The following is a 20,243-nucleotide window of genomic DNA, read 5'->3' on the forward strand; positions in this document are numbered from 1 at the left end:
CTGGAGAACACCTGATGAGCACCAACAAAGAACTTATGCAACGTCGCAGCAACGCCGTTCCCCGTGGCGTAGGACAAATCCACCCTATTTTTGCCGAGCGTGCAGAAAACTGTCGAGTCTGGGACGTTGAAGGCCGTGAATTCCTCGATTTTGCTGGCGGTATTGCGGTGCTGAACACCGGCCACCTGCACCCGCAGATCGTCTCTGCGGTAGAAGCACAGTTGAAAAAGCTGTCCCATACCTGTTTCCAGGTGCTGGCCTATGAGCCGTACCTGGAGCTGTGCGAAATCATGAATAAGAAAGTGCCGGGCGATTTCGCCAAAAAAACCCTGCTGGTGACAACCGGCTCGGAAGCGGTGGAAAACGCGGTGAAAATCGCCCGCGCCGCCACCAAACGAACCGGCACTATCGCCTTCAGCGGCGCTTACCACGGTCGAACCCACTACACCCTGTCGCTGACCGGGAAAGTAAACCCGTACTCTGCAGGAATGGGACTGATGCCGGGCCACGTGTACCGTGCGCTTTATCCTTGCCCGCTGCACGGCATCAGTGAAGACGATGCTATCGCCAGCATTCACCGTATCTTCAAAAATGATGCCGCTCCGGAAGACGTTGCCGCCATCGTGATTGAGCCCGTCCAGGGCGAAGGTGGTTTTTACGCCGCCTCTCCTGCTTTTATGCAACGTCTGCGCGCCATTTGTGACGAGCACGGCATCATGCTGATTGCCGATGAAGTACAGAGCGGCGCGGGCCGTACCGGTACGCTGTTCGCTATGGAGCAGATGGGCGTTGCGCCCGATCTCACCACCTTCGCCAAATCTATCGCCGGTGGCTTCCCGCTGGCGGGAGTGACCGGGCGCGCCGAAGTCATGGACGCAATCCCACCGGGCGGTCTGGGCGGTACCTATGCCGGTAACCCGATTGCCTGCGCCGCCGCACTGGCGGTACTGAATATTTTCGAACAGGAAAATCTGCTGCAAAAAGCCAACGAGCTGGGTCAAACCCTGCGCGAAGGCCTGCTGGCTATCGCGGAAACCCACCGCGAGATTGGCGATGTACGCGGGCTGGGAGCGATGATCGCAATCGAACTGTTTGAAGACGGCGATCACACGAAACCAGACGCCAAACTGACTGCGGAAATCGTCGCGCGTGCGCGCGATAAAGGGCTGATCCTGCTCTCCTGCGGACCTTACTACAACGTACTGCGCATTCTTGTCCCACTGACCATTGAAGATGCCCAAATCCGCCAGGGGCTGGACATTATCGCTCAGTGTTTTGCCGAAGCGAAGCAGGGTTAACACCGCATTCGACCAATAAAAAACGCAATCCTCAGGCCGGATAAGGCGGAGCCGCCATCCGGCAGACAGGGTCAATAACAATAAATACGCGTGCCCCGGCGCGGGAATGCCGGGGTGCTCTCCCAAGTGAAATACTTTCGAGAGGTTTAAAAGATGGGGCAAGTGTCACAATCACATGATTTAGGGGGCGGGCTGAAATCACGCCACGTCACCATGCTGTCTATTGCCGGGGTTATCGGCGCAAGTTTGTTTGTGGGTTCAAGCGTGGCGATTGCAGAAGCCGGTCCCGCAGTATTACTGGCCTATCTGTTCGCCGGATTGCTGGTGGTGATGATTATGCGCATGCTGGCCGAAATGGCCGTTGCCACCCCGGATACCGGTTCCTTTTCCACCTACGCCGATAAGGCCATCGGGCCGTGGGCGGGTTATACCATCGGCTGGCTGTACTGGTGGTTCTGGGTGTTGGTTATCCCGCTGGAAGCGAATATTGCCGCCATCATTCTGCACTCCTGGGTTCCAGGCATTCCTATCTGGCTGTTTTCTCTGGTTATCACGTTGGCATTAACCGGCAGTAATTTGCTGAGCGTCAAAAATTACGGTGAGTTCGAGTTCTGGCTGGCGCTGTGCAAAGTGATTGCCATTCTGGCGTTTATCACTCTCGGCGCGGTGGCGATTAGCGGTTTCTATCCCTATGCCGAGGTCAGCGGAGTTTCGCGTCTGTGGGATCAGGGCGGCTTCATGCCCAACGGCTTTGGCGCGGTGATCAGCGCGATGCTAATCACCATGTTCTCCTTTATGGGCGCAGAGATTGTTACCATCGCCGCCGCCGAGTCCGATACCCCGGATAAGCACATCGTCCGCGCCACCAACTCGGTTATCTGGCGTATCTCCATCTTCTATCTGTGCTCTATTTTCGTGGTCGTCGCGCTGATTCCGTGGAACATGCCGGGACTGAAAGAGGTGGGTTCTTACCGCTCGGTGCTGGAGTTACTGCATATCCCACACGCGAAGCTGATCATGGACTGTGTCATATTGCTGTCGGTAACCAGTTGTCTGAACTCCGCGCTGTATACGTCCTCGCGTATGCTTTACTCCCTGAGCCGTCGTGGCGATGCTCCCGCCTTTATGGGTAAAACGAACCGGAGTAAAACGCCTTATGTGGCGGTGTTGCTGTCTACGGGTGCCGCGTTCCTCACCGTGGTGGTCAACTATTACGCCCCGGCCAAGGTGTTCAAATTCCTGATCGACAGCTCCGGTGCCATCGCCCTGCTGGTTTATCTGGTGATTGCAATTTCCCAACTGCGGATGCGCAAAATCCTGCTGGCGCGAGGCGGTGAAATTAAACTGAAAATGTGGCTCTATCCGTGGCTTACCTGGCTGGTAATCGCCTTTATTATCTTTGTGCTGGTGGTGATGCTCTTTCGCCCGGCTCAACAACTGGAAGTTATCTCTACCGGGTTGTTAGCCATAGGAATTATTTGCACCGTGCCTATTATGTCACGCTGGAAAAAACTGCTATCGTGGCAAAAAGCACCGTTGCAAAATACGCATTAAACCTTTTCCCGGCGCAGGCCGGGAAAACCGTTCAGGAGTAAGACCATGACCGCCATTCCCCAACCGACGGCCATTGATGGATACCGCTGGCTGAAAAACGACATCATCCGCGGTGTGTATCAGCCTGATGAAAAACTGCGTATGAGCCTGCTGACCTCACGCTATGAGCTTGGCGTGGGACCGCTACGCGAAGCGCTTTCGCAGTTGGTTGCCGAGCGGCTGGTCACGGTGGTCAATCAGAAAGGGTATCGTGTCGCCCCAATGTCCGAACAGGAGTTGCTCGATATTTTCGATGCCCGCGCAAATATGGAAGCCATGCTGGTCGCGCTGGCCATTGAACGCGGCGGCGACGCCTGGGAAGCTGAAATCCTGGCGCGGGCGCATATGCTCGGCAAGCTTGAAGCCGTTGACGCCAGTGAACAGATGCTCGACGAGTGGGATCAGCGCCATCAGGCTTTTCACTCGGCAATTGTCGCTGGCTGCGGTTCACAGTATCTGCTGCAAATGCGCGAACGGCTATTCGATTTGGCGGCGCGCTACCGGTTTATCTGGCTGCGAAAGACGGTGCTGTCGGTGGAGATGTTGGAAGATAAACACGATCAGCACCAAACGCTGACCGAAGCAATTCTGGCACGCGATGCTGCACGTGCCAGCGAATTAATGCGCCAGCACCTGCTGACGCCCATTCCGATTATTCAACAAGCGATGTCCGGCAAATTGCTGGCGCAATAAGCCTGAACTTTCTTATTGTTCTGGAATACGCAAAACCTGCCCTGGATAAATTTTATCCGGGCTTTTCAGCATCGGTTTATTCGCTTCAAATATCTGGTTATACAGGTTGGCGTTACCGTATACCTGTTTGGCAATAGCGCTCAGGGTATCTCCTGATTTTACGGTATAAAACTGGCTTTCACTCGCCGGCGCAGAAGTTTTTACCTGATCGTCGACGCTGGCAATACCAGAGATATTACCAATCGCAATCAGGATTTTTTCTTTCGCTTCCTGACTTAATCCATCGCCAGAAACGGTGGCTTTACCTTCGTTAATTTGGACGTTCACTTTATCCGCATCCGGGATGCCCGTTTTGTTCAGGTGTTCCTGTACCTTTTTTGCCAGATCGGCAGTGTCATGGTTGCCAGTAACCGCATCCCACAGTTTTTCACCCGCATCTTTTACAAAATTAAAGAGTCCCATATCCACCTCGGTAGTTAACAATCAACACCAGGAAGTGTAGCAGAGGAGAAAGGAGCGCAAAGAAAACGGCGCCAGAGCGCCGTAGTAGAAAGGTAATTAGTTACGCGTTTGTATCCAGAAGGCGTGGATCAGACCCGGGATGTAGCCCAGCAGCGTCAGAACAATATTGAGGATAAATGCCCAGCCGAACCCCTTCCCCAGCAGCACGCCAAGCGGGGGCAGAATAATAGTAAAAACGATTCTCCAGAAACCCATACACACTCCATACAAGCAAAAAGTTACTCATTGTTTAAAAAGAGATTTTATCTCTAAGCATAGTCAGTGTACCTAACTCTGCCAGCCTTCCCCTGCTGTTTTACCCTCCTTTACGCTCTTTACGCTGGCGTACGTTGACCGTTTATTTTAGAATAAGCTTAATTTAGAACATGCTTAAATACATATGACTGAACTTGAACAACTCCAGGCCAGCGCTGAGCAGGCTGCCGCCCTGCTAAAAGCGATGAGTAACCCGAAAAGGTTGCTGATTTTGTGCATGCTCTGCGGCTCACCCGGTACCAGCGCGGGCGAATTAGCCCGTGTTACCGGCCTGAGTCCTTCCGCCACTTCGCAGCATCTGGCGCGTATGCGTGAAGAGGGCCTGATAGACAGCCAACGCGATGCCCAGCGCATCCTGTACTCCATCAAAAATGCGGCCGTGAATTCACTGATCGCCACATTAAAAACACTGTATTGCCCATAAGGAGCCATCATGACCATTGGGACGATTTCCCCGCGCGAGGCGCAGACGCTGGTCGCACAAGGCGCAAAACTGATTGATATCCGCGATGCTGACGAGTATCTGTACGAGCATATTCCGGAGGCGCATCTGGCGCCATTACCTACGCTAGAGCAGGGATCGCTGCCTGCGAATTTACGCGCCGGGCAGGTGATTTTTCACTGCCAGTCAGGCAAACGTACACAAAACGCGGCGACAAAACTGAACGCTATTGCCGCGCCTGCGCAGGTCTGGTTGCTGGAAGGTGGCATTGACGGCTGGAAAGCCGCAGGTTTTCCGGTGGCAAAAGACCGTTCACAACCGTTACCGCTGATGCGCCAGGTGCAGATAGCCGCAGGCAGCCTTGCCTTACTCGGCGTCATTCTGGGCTACACCGTTAGCAGCACCTTCTTCCTGCTGAGCGGTTTTGTGGGCGCCGGGCTAATACTCGCTGGCGTGACCGGCTTTTGCGGCATGGCGCGATTGCTGGATATCATGCCCTGGAACCGACGTACTCATTAAGCGGTAATCATTGAAACTGCACTGTACCCGCTGATTGACGTGATCTATGGTGAGTTCTGCGATAAATAAAGGAGAGCAATATGTTTAAACCTGGCGATCTGGTTCAACCACGCATGGGTGGACCTAAACTGAAAGTTGTCGAAGTCAATGGCGATCACATTGTGGCGGTACACGCCAGTAATGAAAGCGGCGAAAAATTCACGCTAAAAGCAGCTGACGTGACGCGATATACCGAAGAGGGTGATTTTGGCGTTTGCTGAAAATAAGCGGTGAGGTCGCCCTCACCGCATTAATAATCAGATCAAAAAGTCATCAAGAGATTTACCGGCAGCCAGTGCCTGGGCAATTGGCTTCGGTGTGCGACCCTGTCCGGTCCATGTTTTTGTTTCGCCATTGAGATCGGTAAAACGATATTTCGCCGGGCGCGGCTGACGTTTTTTAACTGAACGTGCCGTCGCAGGCGTCATGCTCAGTAGCTCTTCCGGATTGATCCCGTCTGCCTGCATCAGCGCCAGCAAAGTATTAATTTTTTCCTGCTGTTCTGCACGTTGGCGCTGTAGTTGTTCTTCTTCATCGCGGCGTTCTTTGGTCACTACCCTGAATTTTTCCAGCATATCTTCCAGCACATCAACGGAAAATTCACGAGCCATTGCACGCAGCGAGCGGATATTATTTAAGTTTTTTAACATTGAACTCATATTAACAAAACCTCTTTAACGTAAAACATAAAAACGGTATTACCCTAAATATTGTATGCAACTGCTTATTATATTTCCAGTCTAATTTATTCGCATATTACTAATCAAAAAAGCTAATTCGTGTATTTATCGCATCCATTTTGATATCGCCTATGCGATATATTCCATTCCTCTGCTAGTCGCTATAAATATACTTGCAAGGAGTCTCAGGGTATCACTCGAGAAACAGGCCACAACATCGCGCGGAGCCGGTGCGTATACATATTGCACATTAGTCAACATTGAGAAAAGGAGCGCAAAAAATTCAGAAAAACAAATTCCCATAACCCATTGATCTAAAATGCCTTTAATTAAATCAGCAACGAAAACACCAAAACGAACAAAAAACAAACCATTGCAGAGCATTTTATCGACAAAAAGGTAATAAATAAAAATTTTAAGCTAGTTGCTAGTTATTATCCAGGCAGATATCCTATTCAAACGCGAAAGCAGCAAGACAAATCACTAGCAAGAAGGTATTCAAAACCTTTTTTTCCCTTTTTACAAGGAGCATTAACATGTTCTCTCCGCAGTCACGCTTGCGTCATGCAGTAGCAGACACGTTCGCGATGGTTGTTTATTGTTCTGTCGTGAACATGTTGATCGAAATATTCCTTTCAGGAATGAGCTTTGAACAGTCTCTGTACTCCAGACTGGTGGCTATCCCCGTCAACATCCTGATCGCGTGGCCATACGGCATGTATCGCGATTTGTTTATGCGCGCGGCGCGTAAAGCCACGCAAGCAGGATGGGGGAAAAACCTGGCGGACGTGCTGGCTTATGTCACCTTCCAGTCACCAGTGTATGTGATTATTCTATTGACGGTTGGCGCAGACTGGCACCAGATTACGGCTGCAGTAAGTTCGAACATCGTGGTATCAATGCTGATGGGCGCGGTCTATGGCTACTTTCTTGATTATTGCCGCCGCCTGTTTAAGGTCAGCAGCTATCACCAGGCTAAAGCCTGACAGATCTCTTCGCGACTGGCCCTGCCAGTCGCATTATTAGTTTGAACTAACGTCGCCAAACAACCCACTCAGATAACGCTCAAGCGCAATTCGCGAACTGAAGCCGTGCGGAATACCATAATGTTCGTGAGTCTCTCCGGCTAAATATAGCGGGAATTGCTGGTAGTGATCGCAGGTTTTAATATCCGTCGCAGGTTCCGCCAGCGAAGAGCTGCGCTCTTTTAGCGTGGGATGGATAACTAATGCGGTACGTCCCATACGTGCTTCACGGTTAACGTACACATAATTTTCGCCACGACGATAGCCGTACGTTTTTTGCGTCACTACATCGACGGTAAAGCCCACTTTTTCAAGTACGCGCGCCACCTCATCAGGTCGTAAATACATATATTTTCCTCGTTATCTTTTTTACTGCGGGCTTACCTTACCTGATTCAGCATTAGCAACGCTTTCAGAAAAGTCCATAAACGAGTGGCGATGGTGGGACGAATATCTTAAGAACCGCGCAGATTTATGTCAGCGCCATCCGCAATTGATACGCCGCCTGCTGCGCCATTTCCACCGAGCTGATGTTGGTAAACGACAGCAATATTCCCCCCTTTCCTGCTGAAGTTATTCGCCAGCGGCTTAACGCCTGAACCGCCAGCCCGGCCTGATTCGCTTTGCGCACTAGCGCAACATCATCTCCGTCGACAGTTATCACCAGCTGAATCCCACCTTCCTGAGGAATGACGTTAAATCCTTGTTCGCTCAGCGCGTTTTCCATCCATTGACGTCGCAGGGCATAATTCTGGCGCATACGTTTTAAGTGCCGCCAGAAGTGGCCATCTTGCATAAAATCCGCCAGCGTTTGCTGCCATAAAACTGGAACGCTACAGGCCGTTAGCGCCGCCTGCTGACGAAAATGTTCGACCTGAGTCAGGGGTACCACCAGCCATGCCGTGCGCAAAGCCGGAAACATCGATTTGCTGAACGTTCCGGCATAAATCACCCGCTGGGGTGCATCCAGACTTTTTAGCGGCGGCAACGGTTTACCGTGGTAGCGAAATTCACTGTCGTAATCATCTTCAATGATCCACGCCTGCGCCCGAGTCGCCCATTCAAGCAGTTGGTGGCGACGGTCTAATGACAGGGCGACGCCCAGCGGACTTTGGTGTGCGGGTGTGAGCAGCACAAAACGCGCCTGCGGGTAGTCACGGATCCCAGCGCAGACATCCAGGCCATCGGCATCAACTGCCACCGGCATCAGCTCAATGCGCTCCTGAGCCACCACGGGGTGAATCAACGGAAAGCCAGGATCTTCGACCCACATCCCCTCACCGGGTTGAGACAGAGCGCGCAGGATTAACGTCATTGATGCAGCGTAGCCTGAAGTAATAAAAATCTGCTCCGGCTGGCACTCAATACTGCGTGAGACGCGCAGGTAATCGACAATCGCCTGACGTAACACCCGTTCGCCGCAAACATCACCCACGGCCAGGTCAAAACGCGTTTGGGTGCGTAAACGCCGCCCCATCACCCGCGCCCAGACGTCCCGCGGGAAGAGATCGAGTGCGGGTAATCCCATCTGAAAAGGCTGCGGCCTGGGGTTTTCTCCGGCGAAGATAGCGGGAGACACAGGTGCGTTTTCCGGTCGCAGTTGCTCACTGACAAATGTTCCTGCCTGCCCGCGTCGCGCGAGCCAGCCCTGCGCCACCAGATCTGCATAGGCATTTTCCACCGTCGAACGTGATACCCCCAGCTCCTGGGCCCAGGTCCGACTGGAGGGCAATCTTGTGCCTGGCTTTAGTTCACCTTTCTCAATGGCGTTTTTTAACTGACGGGCGATTTGCTGATAGCGTGGCATTTATGGTCTGCTTTTTTGGCAACAATATGGCTCTCTGTAGCAGTCCATTATAGTGCTACATTGCGGGTCATCCAAACGAGGAGAAATACCATGACAATGTTACGCCAGCCCTATTATGAACTCAGTCCTGAAATCTATAACGCTTTGGTTCAGGCCAGCAAAGCGCTGGAAAACTGCGCGCTGGAACCTACGCTGACGGAACTGATTTACCTGCGAGTCTCGCAAATCAACGGCTGCGCCTTTTGCCTGGAAATGCACAGTAAGGCGCTGCGCAAATCCGGTGTTGCGCAGGCCAAACTGGACGCGCTGGCAGGCTGGCGGGTGAGTCATCACTTCAGCGAGCAGGAGCGTGCGGCACTGGCGTGGGCCGAATCCGTCACCCATATAGCCAGCACCCATGCCGAAGATGACGTTTATCTGCCGCTGCTCGACCATTTTAGCGCGAAAGAGATTAGCGATCTGACGTTTGCTATTAGCCTGATGAACTGCTTTAACCGTCTGGCGGTAGGGATGCGCATGTGATTCTGCGCTGCCGGATGGCGACATAAACGCCATCCGGCAACCTGCCATAGTTTCTATCACTTCCTCCGTCACGCTCATCACCCAGGCCCTCATCAATCTAAAATTACCATATCTTGTATGGTTGAATCTTTTTAAAACTACATCTAGTATCTCCTCTATCAAGACACACACAACCTGACGCCCTCTATCGCGTCATTCTTTTACTTTTAGATGGAAATACGAATCATGCGCATTGTTATTTACACTCGTAACAACTGTGTTCAGTGCCACGCTACTAAGCGGGCGATGGAAAGCCGCGGGTTTGACTTTGAGATGGTAAACGTCGATTTACACCCCGATATGGCTGATCGCCTGCGCGATCAAGGCTTTCGTCAGTTACCAGTCGTGGTCGCAGGGGAAACCAGTTGGTCAGGATTTCGCCCGGACATGATCAACCGTCTGCGCCCGGCTCCTCAAGTGGCCAGCGCATGAGTCAGCTCGTCTACTTTTCCAGCAGCTCCGAAAATACGCACCGCTTCATGCAGCGTCTGAGGCTGCCTGCCATCCGCATTCCGCTTAACGAACGCGAGCGGATCCGGGTAGACGAACCTTACATTTTAATCGTGCCCTCCTACGGTGGCGGCGGTACAGCTGGCGCGGTCCCGAGACAGGTGATCCGCTTTTTAAACGATACGCACAACCGGGCGTTAATCCGTGGAGTGATCGCCTCCGGCAATCGCAATTTCGGGGACGCCTACGGTCGCGCGGGTGATGTCATCTCACAAAAATGCGGCGTGCCGTGGCTCTATCGCTTTGAGCTGATGGGCACCCAAAGCGATATCGACAACGTGCAAAAAGGAGTGAGCGAATTTTGGCAACGACAACCACAGAACGTGTAGAACAGCAGACGCTGGATTATCACGCCCTGAACGCCATGCTGAATCTGTACGATAAGGCCGGGCGCATTCAGTTCGACAAAGACCATCAGGCGGTGGAGGCATTCTTTACCGCCCACGTCCGCCCCAACTCGGTGGCGTTTGCCAGCCAGCAGGCGCGTCTGGACACGTTGGTGGATGAAGGCTATTACGATGCCAGCGTGTTAGCCCGCTACGATCGCGCGTTTGTGCTGAAGCTATTCGCCCACGCCCACGCCAGCGGATTCCGTTTCCAGACGTTCCTCGGCGCATGGAAGTTCTACACCAGCTATACGCTGAAAACGTTCGACGGGAAGCGCTATCTCGAAGACTTTGAGGATCGCGTAACGATGGTGGCGCTCACGCTGGCGCAGGGCGATGAAGCGCTCGCTCTGCAACTGACCGATGAAATGCTCTCCGGGCGTTTTCAACCCGCCACGCCAACCTTTTTAAACTGCGGTAAACAGCAACGCGGCGAGCTGGTTTCCTGCTTCCTGTTACGCATTGAAGACAACATGGAGTCAATTGGACGGGCGGTCAACTCGGCGCTGCAACTCTCCAAACGCGGCGGCGGCGTGGCATTTTTGCTCTCTAACCTGCGTGAGGCGGGTGCGCCCATTAAGCGCATTGAGAACCAGTCCTCTGGGGTGATCCCGGTAATGAAAATGCTGGAGGATGCGTTTTCTTATGCGAATCAATTAGGGGCGCGTCAGGGTGCGGGCGCGGTGTATCTGCACGCGCATCATCCGGATATTTTGCGTTTTCTCGATACCAAACGTGAAAACGCCGACGAGAAAATCCGTATCAAAACGCTCTCGCTTGGTGTGGTGATCCCGGATGTCACCTTCCAGTTAGCCAAAGAAAATGCCCAAATGGCGCTGTTTTCACCGTATGACGTGGAACGAATTTACGGCAAACCATTCGGTGATATCGCCGTAACTGAACGGTATGACGAACTGGTTGCCGACAAACGAGTGCGCAAAAAATACATTAACGCCCGCGATTTCTTCCAGCGGCTGGCCGAGATCCAGTTCGAGTCCGGCTACCCTTACATCATGTTTGAAGACACGGTGAATCGCGCCAATCCGATTGCCGGTCGTATCAATATGAGCAACCTGTGCTCGGAGATTTTGCAGGTTAACAGCGCTTCCACCTACGATGAAAACCTCAATTACGCACAAACAGGGCACGATATATCCTGCAACCTCGGCTCGTTGAATATCGCTCATACCATGGATTCGCCAGACTTTGGGCGCACTGTGGAAACGGCGGTTCGCGGTTTAACGGCCGTTTCGGACATGAGCCATATCCGCAGCGTACCCTCAATTGAGGCCGGGAACAGCGCATCGCACGCTATCGGTCTTGGGCAGATGAACCTGCACGGGTATCTGGCACGGGAAGGTATCGCCTACGGCTCACCTGAAGGGCTGGATTTCACCAATCTCTATTTCTACACCATCACCTGGCATGCGCTGAATACGTCGATGAAGCTCGCCCGGGAACGCGGCAAAACCTTTGCCGGATTCAGGCAGTCCCGCTACGCCAGCGGTGAGTATTTTAACCAGTATCTGCAGGGCGACTGGCAGCCAAAAACCGCCAAGGTTCGCACACTGTTTGCCACCAGCGGCATTACGCTGCCAACGCGCGAAATGTGGTCGCAGCTGCGTGAAGATGTCATGCGCTACGGCATTTATAACCAGAATTTACAAGCGGTTCCGCCAACGGGTTCTATCTCCTACATCAACCATGCGACATCAAGCATTCACCCGATCGTGTCAAAAGTGGAGATTCGCAAAGAGGGCAAAACCGGGCGCGTTTACTACCCTGCCCCGTTTATGACCAATGAGAATCTGGCCTTGTATCAGGATGCCTACGAGATTGGTCCACAAAAAATCATTGATACCTACGCTGAAGCAACGCGGCATGTCGATCAGGGGCTTTCACTGACGCTCTTTTTCCCCGATACCGCCACTACTCGCGATATCAACAAAGCGCAGATTTACGCCTGGCGTAAGGGCATCAAATCGCTGTACTACATCCGACTACGCCAGTTGGCGCTGGAAGGAACCGAAATCGAAGGTTGCGTGTCATGCGCGCTGTAAGGAGGACAACATGACATTATCGCGCGTAAGTGCCATCAACTGGAACAAGATTGAGGATGATAAAGATCTCGAGGTTTGGAATCGCCTGACCAGTAACTTCTGCTACCGGAAAAGGTCCCGCTCTCCAACGATATCCCGGCCTGGCAAACGTTGAACGCCGCCGAACAGCAGCTAACTATCCGCGTTTTTACCGGGCTGACGCTGCTCGACACTATTCAGAACATAGCCGGTGCGCCAGCATTGATGGCCGATTCGTTAACGCCGCATGAAGAGGCGGTGCTATCGAATATCAGCTTTATGGAAGCGGTGCACGCCCGTTCGTACAGCTCAATTTTCTCCACTCTTTGCCAGACCAAAGACGTGGATGCGGCTTACGCGTGGAGTGAAGAAAATACCCCACTCCAGCGCAAGGCACAGATCATTTTGACACATTACGCCAGCGACGAACCGTTGAAGAAAAAAATTGCCAGCGTGTTTCTGGAATCCTTCCTGTTCTATTCCGGCTTCTGGTTGCCAATGTATTTCTCCAGCCGCGGAAAACTGACCAATACCGCCGATCTCATTCGTCTGATCATTCGTGATGAAGCCGTTCACGGGTATTACATTGGTTATAAATATCAAAAAGGTCTGGAGCACATTTCTGAATCCGCACGCGAGGAGTTAAAGAATTTTGCCCTCGACCTGCTGATGGAATTGTATGATAACGAAGCGCGTTATACGGAAGAATTGTATGCAGAAACCGGCTGGGTGGATGACGTCAAAGCCTTCCTTTGCTACAACGCCAATAAGGCATTAATGAATTTGGGGTATGAGGCATTATTCCCGCCAGAAATGGCGGAGGTTAACCCGGCAATCCTTGCTGCGCTGTCGCCCAACGCTGACGAAAACCACGATTTCTTCTCAGGTTCCGGCTCATCATACGTGATGGGAAAAGCTGTCGAAACCGAAGACGACGACTGGAATTTCTAGCACTCATTTCCGCGGGAAATACCGTACATTTTTCGCGGAAATATTTTAACAGGATCACACTTTTGTCGTGCAAATATAATTGTGTGATCTACACTCAATATCAGCCGCATTATTCGCCTGCATTTCAGCAATTCAGGCGACTTTTCATTGCCATTTACAAAAAATATTACCCCATTCACATTCGCGCTCAGCCCTTATATCACGGGAAGTCCCGCCACATGGCCTTCAGCAATATTCGTGCCACAAACAAATTCAGGGTTGTCTCAGATTCTCAGTATGTTAGGGTAGAAAAAGGTCACTATTTCCATCAGGTAATATATCGATATAAACAAATAACAGGAATCATTCTATTGCATGGCAATTAAATTAGAAGTTAAAAATCTCTATAAGATATTTGGAGAGCATCCGCAGAGAGCCTTCAAATATATTGAAAAAGGACTTTCAAAAGAGCAGATTCTGGATAAAACAGGGCTATCGCTTGGCGTTAAGAACGCCAGTCTGGCCATTGAAGAAGGCGAGATATTTGTCATCATGGGATTATCCGGTTCGGGTAAATCCACAATGGTACGCCTTCTCAATCGCCTGATTGAACCCACCCGCGGGCAAGTATTGATTGACGGCGTAGACATCGCCCGGATATCCGATGCAGAGCTTCGCGAGGTGCGCAGAAAAAAGATTGCGATGGTTTTCCAGTCCTTTGCCCTGATGCCGCACATGACGGTCCTGGACAATACGGCATTCGGCATGGAATTAGCCGGTGTTGGCGCGGATGAACGTCGTGAAAAAGCGTTAGATGCGCTGCGTCAGGTTGGTCTGGAGAATTATGCTCACGGATACCCGGATGAACTTTCCGGAGGGATGCGCCAGCGTGTGGGCCTCGCCCGTGCATTAGCCATAAACCCTGACATCTTATTAATGGATGAGGCCTTTTCTGCCCTCGATCCGTTAATTCGTACCGAGATGCAGGATGAACTGGTAAAACTACAGGCGAAACATCAACGTACCGTGGTCTTTATTTCCCACGATCTCGACGAAGCTATGCGTATTGGCGACAGAATTGCCATTATGCAAAACGGTGAAGTGGTCCAGGTCGGCACGCCAGATGAAATCCTGAATAATCCGGCCAATGATTATGTACGCACCTTCTTCCGCGGCGTTGATATTAGCCAGGTCTTTAGTGCCAAAGATATTTCACGTCGTAGCCCTGAAGGTTTAATTCGTAAAACGCCCGGGGTCGGTCCACGTTCAGCGCTGCAATTATTGCAGGACAAAGATCGCGAATATGGTTACGTGATCGAGCGCGGCAATAAATTCGTCGGCGTTGTCTCTATCGACTCTTTAAAAACAGCATTAAGTCAGGCGCAAGGTATTGAAGCGGCATTGATCGATGAGCCGTTAGCCGTGGATGCGCAAACTCCTCTCAGCGAGTTGCTTTCTCATGTCGGCCAGGCCCCGTGCGCGGTGCCGGTTGTTGATGAGGAACAGCAGTATGTGGGCATTATTTCAAAACGCATGCTGTTACAGGCTTTAGATCGTGAGGGGGCAAACAATGGCTGATCAAACCAATCCGTGGGATACCACACCAGCGGCCGACAGTGCCGCACAAACCGCCGATGCCTGGAGTACGCCATCAGGCGCGCCAGCTGACGGCGGTGGCGCAGACTGGCTGACCAGCGCACCCGCGCCGGCGCCAGAGCATTTCAATATTATGGATCCGTTCCATAAAACGCTGATCCCGCTGGATAGCTGGGTCACAGAAGGGATCGACTGGGTCGTTACCCATTTCCGTCCGGTCTTCCAGGGCATTCGAGTCCCGGTGGATTATATTCTCAACGGCTTCCAGCAGCTTCTGTTGGGTATGCCTGCCCCGGTGGCGATTATCCTGTTCGCTCTGATTGCCTGGCAGATTTCCGGCGTTGGAATGGGCGTTGCTACGCTGATTTCATTGATTGCAATCGGGGCCATCGGCGCGTGGTCGCAGGCCATGATCACCCTGGCGCTGGTACTAACCGCGCTGCTGTTCTGCGTGGTGATCGGTCTGCCGATGGGGATCTGGTTGGCGCGCAGTCCACGGGCGGCAAAAATTGTTCGTCCGCTGCTGGACGCCATGCAAACCACACCGGCGTTCGTCTATCTGGTGCCGATCGTCATGCTGTTTGGTATTGGTAACGTCCCGGGCGTGGTGGTGACGATTATCTTCGCCCTGCCGCCAATCGTGCGTCTGACCATTCTGGGGATTAACCAGGTGCCAGCCGACTTGATTGAAGCCTCGCGCTCATTTGGCGCCAGCCCGCGTCAGATGCTGTTTAAAGTCCAGCTCCCGCTGGCGATGCCTACCATTATGGCCGGGGTCAACCAGACGCTGATGCTGGCGCTCTCAATGGTCGTCATCGCGTCGATGATCGCCGTCGGCGGACTGGGTCAGATGGTTCTGCGCGGAATTGGTCGTCTGGATATGGGGCTTGCCACCGTCGGCGGGGTTGGGATCGTGATCCTCGCCATCATTCTCGACCGCCTGACGCAGGCTGTCGGTCGCGACGCCCGTAGCCGTGGCAACCGTCGCTGGTACACCACCGGTCCCGTTGGGCTTATCACTCGCCCATTCACGAAGTAATTCACCCGTTGCCCGGTGGTGCATTGCTTACCGGGCCTATACGTCCCTCCAATAATTAAGGAACAACGATGCGACAGAACGTCATTATTGCCACAGCGTTTGCCACCCTTGTCTCCACCAGCACTTTCGCTGCCGATCTGCCAGGCAAAGGCATCACTGTACAGCCAATCCAGAGCACTATCTCTGAAGAATCCTTCCAGACGCAACTGGTCGCCCGTGCGCTGGAGAAACTGGGTTATACCGTTAACAAAACAAGCGAAGTTGACTACAACGTCGGCTATACCTCCATTGCCTCTGGCGATGCAACTTTTACCGCTGTGAACTGGCAGCCGCTGCATGATGATATGTATGCCGCAGCGGGCGGAGACAAAAAGTTCTATCGCGAGGGGGTATTCGTTACGGGTGCCGCGCAAGGTTATCTGATCGATAAAAAAACCGCTGAGCAGTATAAAATCACCAACATTGCCCAGTTAAAAGATCCGAAGATCGCCAAAATCTTTGACACCAACGGCGACGGAAAAGCAGACATGATGGGCTGCTCGCCGGGCTGGGGCTGCGAAGCGGTGATCAACCACCAGAACAAAGCCTTCGATCTGGAAAAAACCGTCGAGGTCAGCCACGGTAACTATGCGGCGATGATGGCTGACACTATTACCCGCTTTAAAGAAGGCAAACCCATTCTTTACTACACCTGGACACCGTACTGGGTGAGCGACGTAATGAAACCGGGTAAAGATGTGGTCTGGCTGCAAGTACCGTTCTCTTCCCTGCCAGGCGAGCAGAAAGACATTGATACCAAGCTGCCAAACGGCGCCAACTACGGCTTCCCGGTGAACACTATGCATATCGTCGCCAACAAAGCCTGGGCGGAGAAAAACCCGGCTGCGGCGAAACTGTTTGCCGTCATGAAGCTGCCGCTGGCGGACATCAACGCGCAGAACGCGATGATGCACGACGGGAAAGCATCTGAAGCCGACGTACAGGGTCACGTTGACGGCTGGATCAAAGCCCACCAGCAACAGTTTGATGGCTGGGTGAAAGAAGCGCTGGCTGCGCAGAAATAACCCCCTCGTAGGTCTGATAAGCGTAGCGCCATCACACCAATGCCGGATGGTGGCGCGATGCGCCTTATCCGGCCTACACGCCCTCCTCCCAACCGCACAATCCATCACCCAACAAATCAGCAACATTTAATCACTTACGTTATGATTGTTTTCTGCAACCCATTTTTCAGTTGAAAACCATGACGAAAACCACTCAGGGACTTAGCCCTTCGCTGATCCTGTTAATGTCTATCGCCACCGGCCTCGCCGTCGCCAGTAACTATTACGCGCAGCCGCTGCTCGACACCATCGCACGTAACTTTTCGCTATCGGCCAGTACCGCTGGCTTTATCGTCACCGCGGCCCAGCTCGGCTATGCCGCCGGCCTGCTGTTTTTAGTACCGCTTGGCGATATGTTTGAACGTCGGATGCTGATCGTCTCCATGACGCTGTTAGCGGCAGGCGGCATGCTTATTACCGCCAGCAGCCAGTCGCTGGGCATGCTGATCCTCGGCACCGCCCTGACCGGGTTGTTCTCGGTAGTGGCACAGATTCTGGTTCCGCTGGCGGCGACGCTTGCCACGCCGGATAAGCGCGGTAAAGTTGTCGGCACCATTATGAGCGGCCTGCTGCTGGGTATCCTGCTGGCGCGCACCGTGGCGGGATTACTGGCCAATCTTGGCGGCTGGCGCACCGTATTTTGGGTCGCATCGATATTAATGGCGCTGATGGCGATTGCGCTGTGGCGCGGTCTGCCGAAGATGAAATCAGATACTCATCTCAACTATCCACAACTGTTAGGCTCCGTATTCAGCCTGTTTATCCATGATAAATTGCTGCGTACCCGCGCGATGTTGGGCTGCCTGACCTTTGCCAATTTCAGTATTCTCTGGACCTCTATGGCGTTTTTGCTCGCCGCGCCGCCGTTTAACTACTCCGAAGGAACGATCGGGCTGTTTGGCCTGGCAGGGGCCGCAGGGGCGTTAGGCGCGCGTCCGGCAGGTGGTTTTGCCGATAAGGGAAAATCACATCTCACCACGACCACAGGTCTGTTATTACTGCTGCTCTCCTGGTGGGCTATCTGGTTAGGGCATAGTTCCGTGCCAATGCTGATTATCGGTATCCTGGTCCTGGACCTCACCGTTCAGGGTGTGCATATCACCAACCAGACGGTTATCTATCGCATTCATCCGGACGCGCGTAATCGCCTGACCGCCGGATACATGACCAGCTATTTTATTGGCGGGGCGGCAGGTTCGCTGATTTCGGCCTCCGCCTGGCAGCATGCCGGTTGGGCTGGCGTTTGTCTGGCCGGTACGACCGTTGCCCTACTCAACCTGTTGGTCTGGTGGCGAGGATATCACCGTCAGGAAGCCGTAAATTAAGCATATAGCGTATGTTTACCGCTGATTGGGCTCCGCAGGGTGTTAAGGAGCCCATCAGTCTGCTAAGGTTATAACTCATTGAACCAAGTTATATTAATTTCGGTAATGAAACCTATAACCCTATGGAAAGCCCGATATCCCAGTCTGAACCCAGTTCTGCGACGCTAACTGAAGGATTCAAAGACAGCCTGCCAATAGTCATCAGCTATATTCCGGTCGCTTTTGCATTTGGTCTCAATGCCACTCGCCTTGGCTTTACTCCGGTTGAAAGCGTGTTTTTCTCCTGCATTATCTATGCGGGAGCCAGCCAGTTTGTCATCACCACAATGCTCGCCGCAGGCAGTTCTTTGTGGGTCGCCGCACTGACCGTCATGGCCATGGATGTACGCCATGTTTTGTACGGACCTTCCCTGCGTAGCCGAATCGCCCAGCGACTGAGCAAACCCAAAAGCGCGCTGTGGGCCTTTGGCCTCACCGATGAAGTCTTTGCCGCCGCCACGGCGAAGCTGGTACGGGATAACCGGCGCTGGAGTGAAAACTGGATGATCGGCATTGCGCTATGCTCCTGGGCCTCCTGGGTGTTTGGCACGGTGATCGGCGCGTTTTCCGGCAGTGGTTTACTCAAGGATTACCCGGCAGTTGAAGCGGCGTTGGGCTTCATGCTCCCGGCGCTGTTCATGAGCTTCCTGCTCGCCTCTTTCCAGCGTCAACAAGCACTCTGCGTGACTGCAGCACTGACCGGCGCGCTGGCTGGCGTCATGCTGTTTTCCATTCCTGCCGCCATCCTTGCAGGCATTGTCTGCGGATGTCTGACGGCTCTTATCCAGTCATTTTGGCAGGGAGGTCCCGATGAGCTATGAGGTCCTGCTGCTTGGCCTGTTGGTCGGCTGCGTTAACTATTGTTTTCGTTATTTGCCGCTCCGTCTTGGAGTGGGGAATGTTCGCCCGACGAAGCGCGGCGCGACGGGCATATTACTCGACACCATTGGCATTGCATCAATTTGCGCCCTGTTGGTGGTGTCTACCGCGCCAGAAGTGATGCACGATTCTCGTCGGTTCGTGCCTACGCTGGTGGGGTTTGTCATACTGGGCGCAAGCTTCTATAAGACCCGCAGCATCATCATTCCAACCTTACTGAGTGCTCTGGGCTATGGATTAGCCTGGAAAATGCTGATTGTCTTATAGATAAAAACAATCATTTTAAATAAATAATACATTTACTTTATTTGTCACTGTCGTTACTATATCGGCTGAAATTAATGAGGTTATACCCAAATGGATAGTTCGTTTACGCCCATTGAACAAATGCTAAAATTTCGCGCCAGCCGCTACGAAGAGTTCCCTTATCAGGAAGTGCTTCTGACTCGTCTATGCATGCACATGCAGGGCAAGCTGCTGGAAAACCGCAATAAGATGCTGAAAGCTCAAGGGATTAACGAGACATTGTTTATGGCGTTGATTACGCTGGAGTCTCAGGAAAACCACAGTATTCAGCCTTCTGAACTGAGTTGCGCGCTTGGCTCGTCACGCACTAACGCAACCCGCATTGCGGATGAGTTAGAAAAACGTGGCTGGATCGAACGTCGCGAAAGCGATAACGATCGCCGCTGTCTGCATCTGCAATTGACCGAGAAAGGCCACGCATTTTTGCAAGAGGTGTTACCGCCTCAGCATAACTGCCTGCATCAGCTTTGGTCATCTCTCAGCACCACCGAAAAAGATCAGCTTGAGCAAATTACCCGTAAACTTCTGACCCGTCTTGACCAGATGGAACAAGATGGCGCGGTATTAGAAGCGTTGCGCTAACGCGCCGACTCGCTCAGAAATCCAGATTTATAAATG

Annotated in this window: 23 protein-coding genes and 1 pseudogene; 19 read left to right on the top strand and 5 right to left on the bottom strand. The window is 52.7% G+C overall.

Translation table 11 applies throughout. The features are described 5' to 3' along the window. Positions 1-14: 14 nt before the first annotated feature. From gabT to csiR, 3 genes are all read left to right on the top strand, one after another. Complete coding sequence (gabT, locus tag B9P82_RS07485) at positions 15-1,298, top strand: 4-aminobutyrate--2-oxoglutarate transaminase (RefSeq protein WP_101700153.1); 1,284 nt, start codon at positions 15-17, stop codon at positions 1,296-1,298. Between the two features lie 153 nt (positions 1,299-1,451). Next, on the top strand, positions 1,452-2,852 hold the full coding sequence (gene gabP, locus B9P82_RS07490) for a GABA permease (protein WP_016154136.1): 1,401 nt from the start codon (positions 1,452-1,454) through the stop codon (positions 2,850-2,852). A 45-nt stretch (positions 2,853-2,897) separates the two neighbouring features. Further along, positions 2,898-3,584 (top strand): DNA-binding transcriptional regulator CsiR, encoded by a 687-nt coding sequence (gene csiR, locus B9P82_RS07495; protein ID WP_016157292.1) that lies wholly within the window; start codon positions 2,898-2,900, stop codon positions 3,582-3,584. A gap of 12 nt (positions 3,585-3,596) precedes the next feature. Here the strand turns inward: csiR and lysM are convergent, their stop codons facing one another. Both lysM and B9P82_RS07505 read right to left on the bottom strand, forming a co-directional pair. Further along, positions 3,597-4,046, bottom strand: a complete 450-nt coding sequence (lysM, locus tag B9P82_RS07500; protein WP_016154138.1) for a peptidoglycan-binding protein LysM — start codon at positions 4,044-4,046, stop codon at positions 3,597-3,599. Positions 4,047-4,142: 96 nt separating this feature from the next. Further along, positions 4,143-4,301, bottom strand: a complete 159-nt coding sequence (locus B9P82_RS07505) for a YqaE/Pmp3 family membrane protein (protein WP_003037242.1) — start codon at positions 4,299-4,301, stop codon at positions 4,143-4,145. A gap of 184 nt (positions 4,302-4,485) precedes the next feature. On the opposite strand from B9P82_RS07505, the gene B9P82_RS07510 reads away from it, so the two are divergent. The 3 genes from B9P82_RS07510 to B9P82_RS07520 all read left to right on the top strand — a co-directional run bounded on the left by B9P82_RS07510 (position 4,486) and on the right by B9P82_RS07520 (position 5,582). Beyond that, positions 4,486-4,785, top strand: coding sequence for an ArsR/SmtB family transcription factor (locus B9P82_RS07510; protein WP_016154139.1), 300 nt, complete (start codon positions 4,486-4,488; stop codon positions 4,783-4,785). Between the two features lie 9 nt (positions 4,786-4,794). Beyond that, entirely contained in the window at positions 4,795-5,322 is a 528-nt protein-coding gene (locus tag B9P82_RS07515) for a rhodanese family protein (protein ID WP_047414789.1), read from the top strand. 80 nt (positions 5,323-5,402) lie between these two features. Next, positions 5,403-5,582, top strand: coding sequence for a hypothetical protein (locus B9P82_RS07520; protein ID WP_016154141.1), 180 nt, complete (start codon positions 5,403-5,405; stop codon positions 5,580-5,582). A gap of 36 nt (positions 5,583-5,618) precedes the next feature. Here the strand turns inward: B9P82_RS07520 and stpA are convergent, their stop codons facing one another. Next, positions 5,619-6,020 (bottom strand): DNA-binding protein StpA, encoded by a 402-nt coding sequence (stpA, locus tag B9P82_RS07525; protein ID WP_019077523.1) that lies wholly within the window; start codon positions 6,018-6,020, stop codon positions 5,619-5,621. A 557-nt stretch (positions 6,021-6,577) separates the two neighbouring features. Here stpA and alaE point away from each other — a divergent pair. Next, complete coding sequence (gene alaE, locus B9P82_RS07530; RefSeq protein ID WP_016154144.1) at positions 6,578-7,027, top strand: L-alanine exporter AlaE; 450 nt, start codon at positions 6,578-6,580, stop codon at positions 7,025-7,027. A 36-nt stretch (positions 7,028-7,063) separates the two neighbouring features. On the opposite strand, the gene B9P82_RS07535 is transcribed toward alaE, so the two are convergent. Both B9P82_RS07535 and B9P82_RS07540 read right to left on the bottom strand, forming a co-directional pair. Further along, positions 7,064-7,414 (bottom strand): DUF2002 family protein, encoded by a 351-nt coding sequence (locus tag B9P82_RS07535; protein WP_016154145.1) that lies wholly within the window; start codon positions 7,412-7,414, stop codon positions 7,064-7,066. A 124-nt stretch (positions 7,415-7,538) separates the two neighbouring features. Next, entirely contained in the window at positions 7,539-8,873 is a 1,335-nt protein-coding gene (locus B9P82_RS07540) for a MocR-like pyridoxine biosynthesis transcription factor PdxR (protein ID WP_047499466.1), read from the bottom strand. 90 nt (positions 8,874-8,963) lie between these two features. Here B9P82_RS07540 and B9P82_RS07545 point away from each other — a divergent pair, with 90 nt between their 5' ends. The 12 genes and pseudogenes from B9P82_RS07545 to emrR all read left to right on the top strand — a co-directional run bounded on the left by B9P82_RS07545 (position 8,964) and on the right by emrR (position 20,207). Further along, a complete protein-coding gene (locus tag B9P82_RS07545; protein ID WP_016154147.1) occupies positions 8,964-9,395 on the top strand; it encodes a carboxymuconolactone decarboxylase family protein in 432 nt (143 codons plus the stop codon). A 225-nt stretch (positions 9,396-9,620) separates the two neighbouring features. Continuing rightward, positions 9,621-9,866, top strand: a complete 246-nt coding sequence (gene nrdH, locus B9P82_RS07550) for a glutaredoxin-like protein NrdH (RefSeq protein ID WP_016157297.1) — start codon at positions 9,621-9,623, stop codon at positions 9,864-9,866. Then, on the top strand, positions 9,863-10,273 hold the full coding sequence (gene nrdI, locus B9P82_RS07555; RefSeq protein ID WP_019077526.1) for a class Ib ribonucleoside-diphosphate reductase assembly flavoprotein NrdI: 411 nt from the start codon (positions 9,863-9,865) through the stop codon (positions 10,271-10,273). The genes nrdH and nrdI overlap by 4 nt, the downstream gene beginning before the upstream one ends. Continuing rightward, positions 10,246-12,390, top strand: coding sequence for a class 1b ribonucleoside-diphosphate reductase subunit alpha (gene nrdE / locus B9P82_RS07560; protein WP_075847555.1), 2,145 nt, complete (start codon positions 10,246-10,248; stop codon positions 12,388-12,390). Before nrdI ends, nrdE begins: the two co-directional genes overlap by 28 nt. A 10-nt stretch (positions 12,391-12,400) precedes the next feature. Then, a pseudogene (gene nrdF / locus B9P82_RS07565) lies at positions 12,401-13,359 on the top strand (class 1b ribonucleoside-diphosphate reductase subunit beta). 354 nt (positions 13,360-13,713) lie between these two features. Next, positions 13,714-14,916: a glycine betaine/L-proline ABC transporter ATP-binding protein ProV gene (gene proV / locus B9P82_RS07575; protein ID WP_016157301.1), complete on the top strand. Its 1,203-nt coding sequence runs from the start codon at positions 13,714-13,716 to the stop codon at positions 14,914-14,916. Further along, on the top strand, positions 14,909-15,973 hold the full coding sequence (proW, locus tag B9P82_RS07580; protein ID WP_016157302.1) for a glycine betaine/L-proline ABC transporter permease ProW: 1,065 nt from the start codon (positions 14,909-14,911) through the stop codon (positions 15,971-15,973). The genes proV and proW overlap by 8 nt, the downstream gene beginning before the upstream one ends. Positions 15,974-16,041: 68 nt before the next feature. Then, positions 16,042-17,037 carry a glycine betaine/L-proline ABC transporter substrate-binding protein ProX gene (gene proX / locus B9P82_RS07585; protein WP_016154154.1) on the top strand — a complete coding sequence of 332 codons (996 nt, stop codon included), beginning with the start codon at positions 16,042-16,044 and terminating at the stop codon, positions 17,035-17,037. 179 nt (positions 17,038-17,216) lie between these two features. Further along, positions 17,217-18,401 carry an MFS transporter gene (locus B9P82_RS07590; RefSeq protein WP_047358817.1) on the top strand — a complete coding sequence of 395 codons (1,185 nt, stop codon included), beginning with the start codon at positions 17,217-17,219 and terminating at the stop codon, positions 18,399-18,401. Positions 18,402-18,523: 122 nt separating this feature from the next. Then, entirely contained in the window at positions 18,524-19,261 is a 738-nt protein-coding gene (locus tag B9P82_RS07595) for an AzlC family ABC transporter permease (RefSeq protein WP_047358816.1), read from the top strand. Beyond that, entirely contained in the window at positions 19,251-19,586 is a 336-nt protein-coding gene (gene ygaH, locus B9P82_RS07600; RefSeq protein WP_016154157.1) for an L-valine transporter subunit YgaH, read from the top strand. The genes B9P82_RS07595 and ygaH overlap by 11 nt, the downstream gene beginning before the upstream one ends. Before the next feature lie 90 nt (positions 19,587-19,676). Continuing rightward, positions 19,677-20,207 carry a multidrug efflux transporter EmrAB transcriptional repressor EmrR gene (gene emrR, locus B9P82_RS07605; protein ID WP_003037300.1) on the top strand — a complete coding sequence of 177 codons (531 nt, stop codon included), beginning with the start codon at positions 19,677-19,679 and terminating at the stop codon, positions 20,205-20,207. The last annotated feature ends 36 nt before the right edge of the window (positions 20,208-20,243 follow it).

This window comes from Citrobacter sp. L55, assembly GCF_002850715.1.
GTDB lineage: Bacteria > Pseudomonadota > Gammaproteobacteria > Enterobacterales > Enterobacteriaceae > Citrobacter > Citrobacter braakii.

Bases quoted from the DNA above. Each gene is read 5' to 3' on its own strand.
- nrdH (WP_016157297.1), top strand. From the start codon at position 9,621: ATGCGCATTGTTATTTACACTCGTAACAACTGTGTTCAGTGCCACGCT.
- proX (WP_016154154.1), top strand. From the start codon at position 16,042: ATGCGACAGAACGTCATTATTGCCACAGCGTTTGCCACCCTTGTCTCC.
- B9P82_RS07535 (WP_016154145.1), bottom strand. From the start codon at position 7,414: ATGTATTTACGACCTGATGAGGTGGCGCGCGTACTTGAAAAAGTGGGC.
- B9P82_RS07520 (WP_016154141.1), top strand. From the start codon at position 5,403: ATGTTTAAACCTGGCGATCTGGTTCAACCACGCATGGGTGGACCTAAA.
- B9P82_RS07515 (WP_047414789.1), top strand. From the start codon at position 4,795: ATGACCATTGGGACGATTTCCCCGCGCGAGGCGCAGACGCTGGTCGCA.
- B9P82_RS07540 (WP_047499466.1), bottom strand. From the start codon at position 8,873: ATGCCACGCTATCAGCAAATCGCCCGTCAGTTAAAAAACGCCATTGAG.
- B9P82_RS07590 (WP_047358817.1), top strand. From the start codon at position 17,217: ATGACGAAAACCACTCAGGGACTTAGCCCTTCGCTGATCCTGTTAATG.
- B9P82_RS07505 (WP_003037242.1), bottom strand. From the start codon at position 4,301: ATGGGTTTCTGGAGAATCGTTTTTACTATTATTCTGCCCCCGCTTGGC.
- proW (WP_016157302.1), top strand. From the start codon at position 14,909: ATGGCTGATCAAACCAATCCGTGGGATACCACACCAGCGGCCGACAGT.
- ygaH (WP_016154157.1), top strand. From the start codon at position 19,251: ATGAGCTATGAGGTCCTGCTGCTTGGCCTGTTGGTCGGCTGCGTTAAC.
- B9P82_RS07545 (WP_016154147.1), top strand. From the start codon at position 8,964: ATGACAATGTTACGCCAGCCCTATTATGAACTCAGTCCTGAAATCTAT.
- stpA (WP_019077523.1), bottom strand. From the start codon at position 6,020: ATGAGTTCAATGTTAAAAAACTTAAATAATATCCGCTCGCTGCGTGCA.
- gabP (WP_016154136.1), top strand. From the start codon at position 1,452: ATGGGGCAAGTGTCACAATCACATGATTTAGGGGGCGGGCTGAAATCA.
- B9P82_RS07595 (WP_047358816.1), top strand. From the start codon at position 18,524: ATGGAAAGCCCGATATCCCAGTCTGAACCCAGTTCTGCGACGCTAACT.
- lysM (WP_016154138.1), bottom strand. From the start codon at position 4,046: ATGGGACTCTTTAATTTTGTAAAAGATGCGGGTGAAAAACTGTGGGAT.
- alaE (WP_016154144.1), top strand. From the start codon at position 6,578: ATGTTCTCTCCGCAGTCACGCTTGCGTCATGCAGTAGCAGACACGTTC.
- proV (WP_016157301.1), top strand. From the start codon at position 13,714: ATGGCAATTAAATTAGAAGTTAAAAATCTCTATAAGATATTTGGAGAG.
- gabT (WP_101700153.1), top strand. From the start codon at position 15: ATGAGCACCAACAAAGAACTTATGCAACGTCGCAGCAACGCCGTTCCC.
- emrR (WP_003037300.1), top strand. From the start codon at position 19,677: ATGGATAGTTCGTTTACGCCCATTGAACAAATGCTAAAATTTCGCGCC.
- nrdI (WP_019077526.1), top strand. From the start codon at position 9,863: ATGAGTCAGCTCGTCTACTTTTCCAGCAGCTCCGAAAATACGCACCGC.
- B9P82_RS07510 (WP_016154139.1), top strand. From the start codon at position 4,486: ATGACTGAACTTGAACAACTCCAGGCCAGCGCTGAGCAGGCTGCCGCC.
- csiR (WP_016157292.1), top strand. From the start codon at position 2,898: ATGACCGCCATTCCCCAACCGACGGCCATTGATGGATACCGCTGGCTG.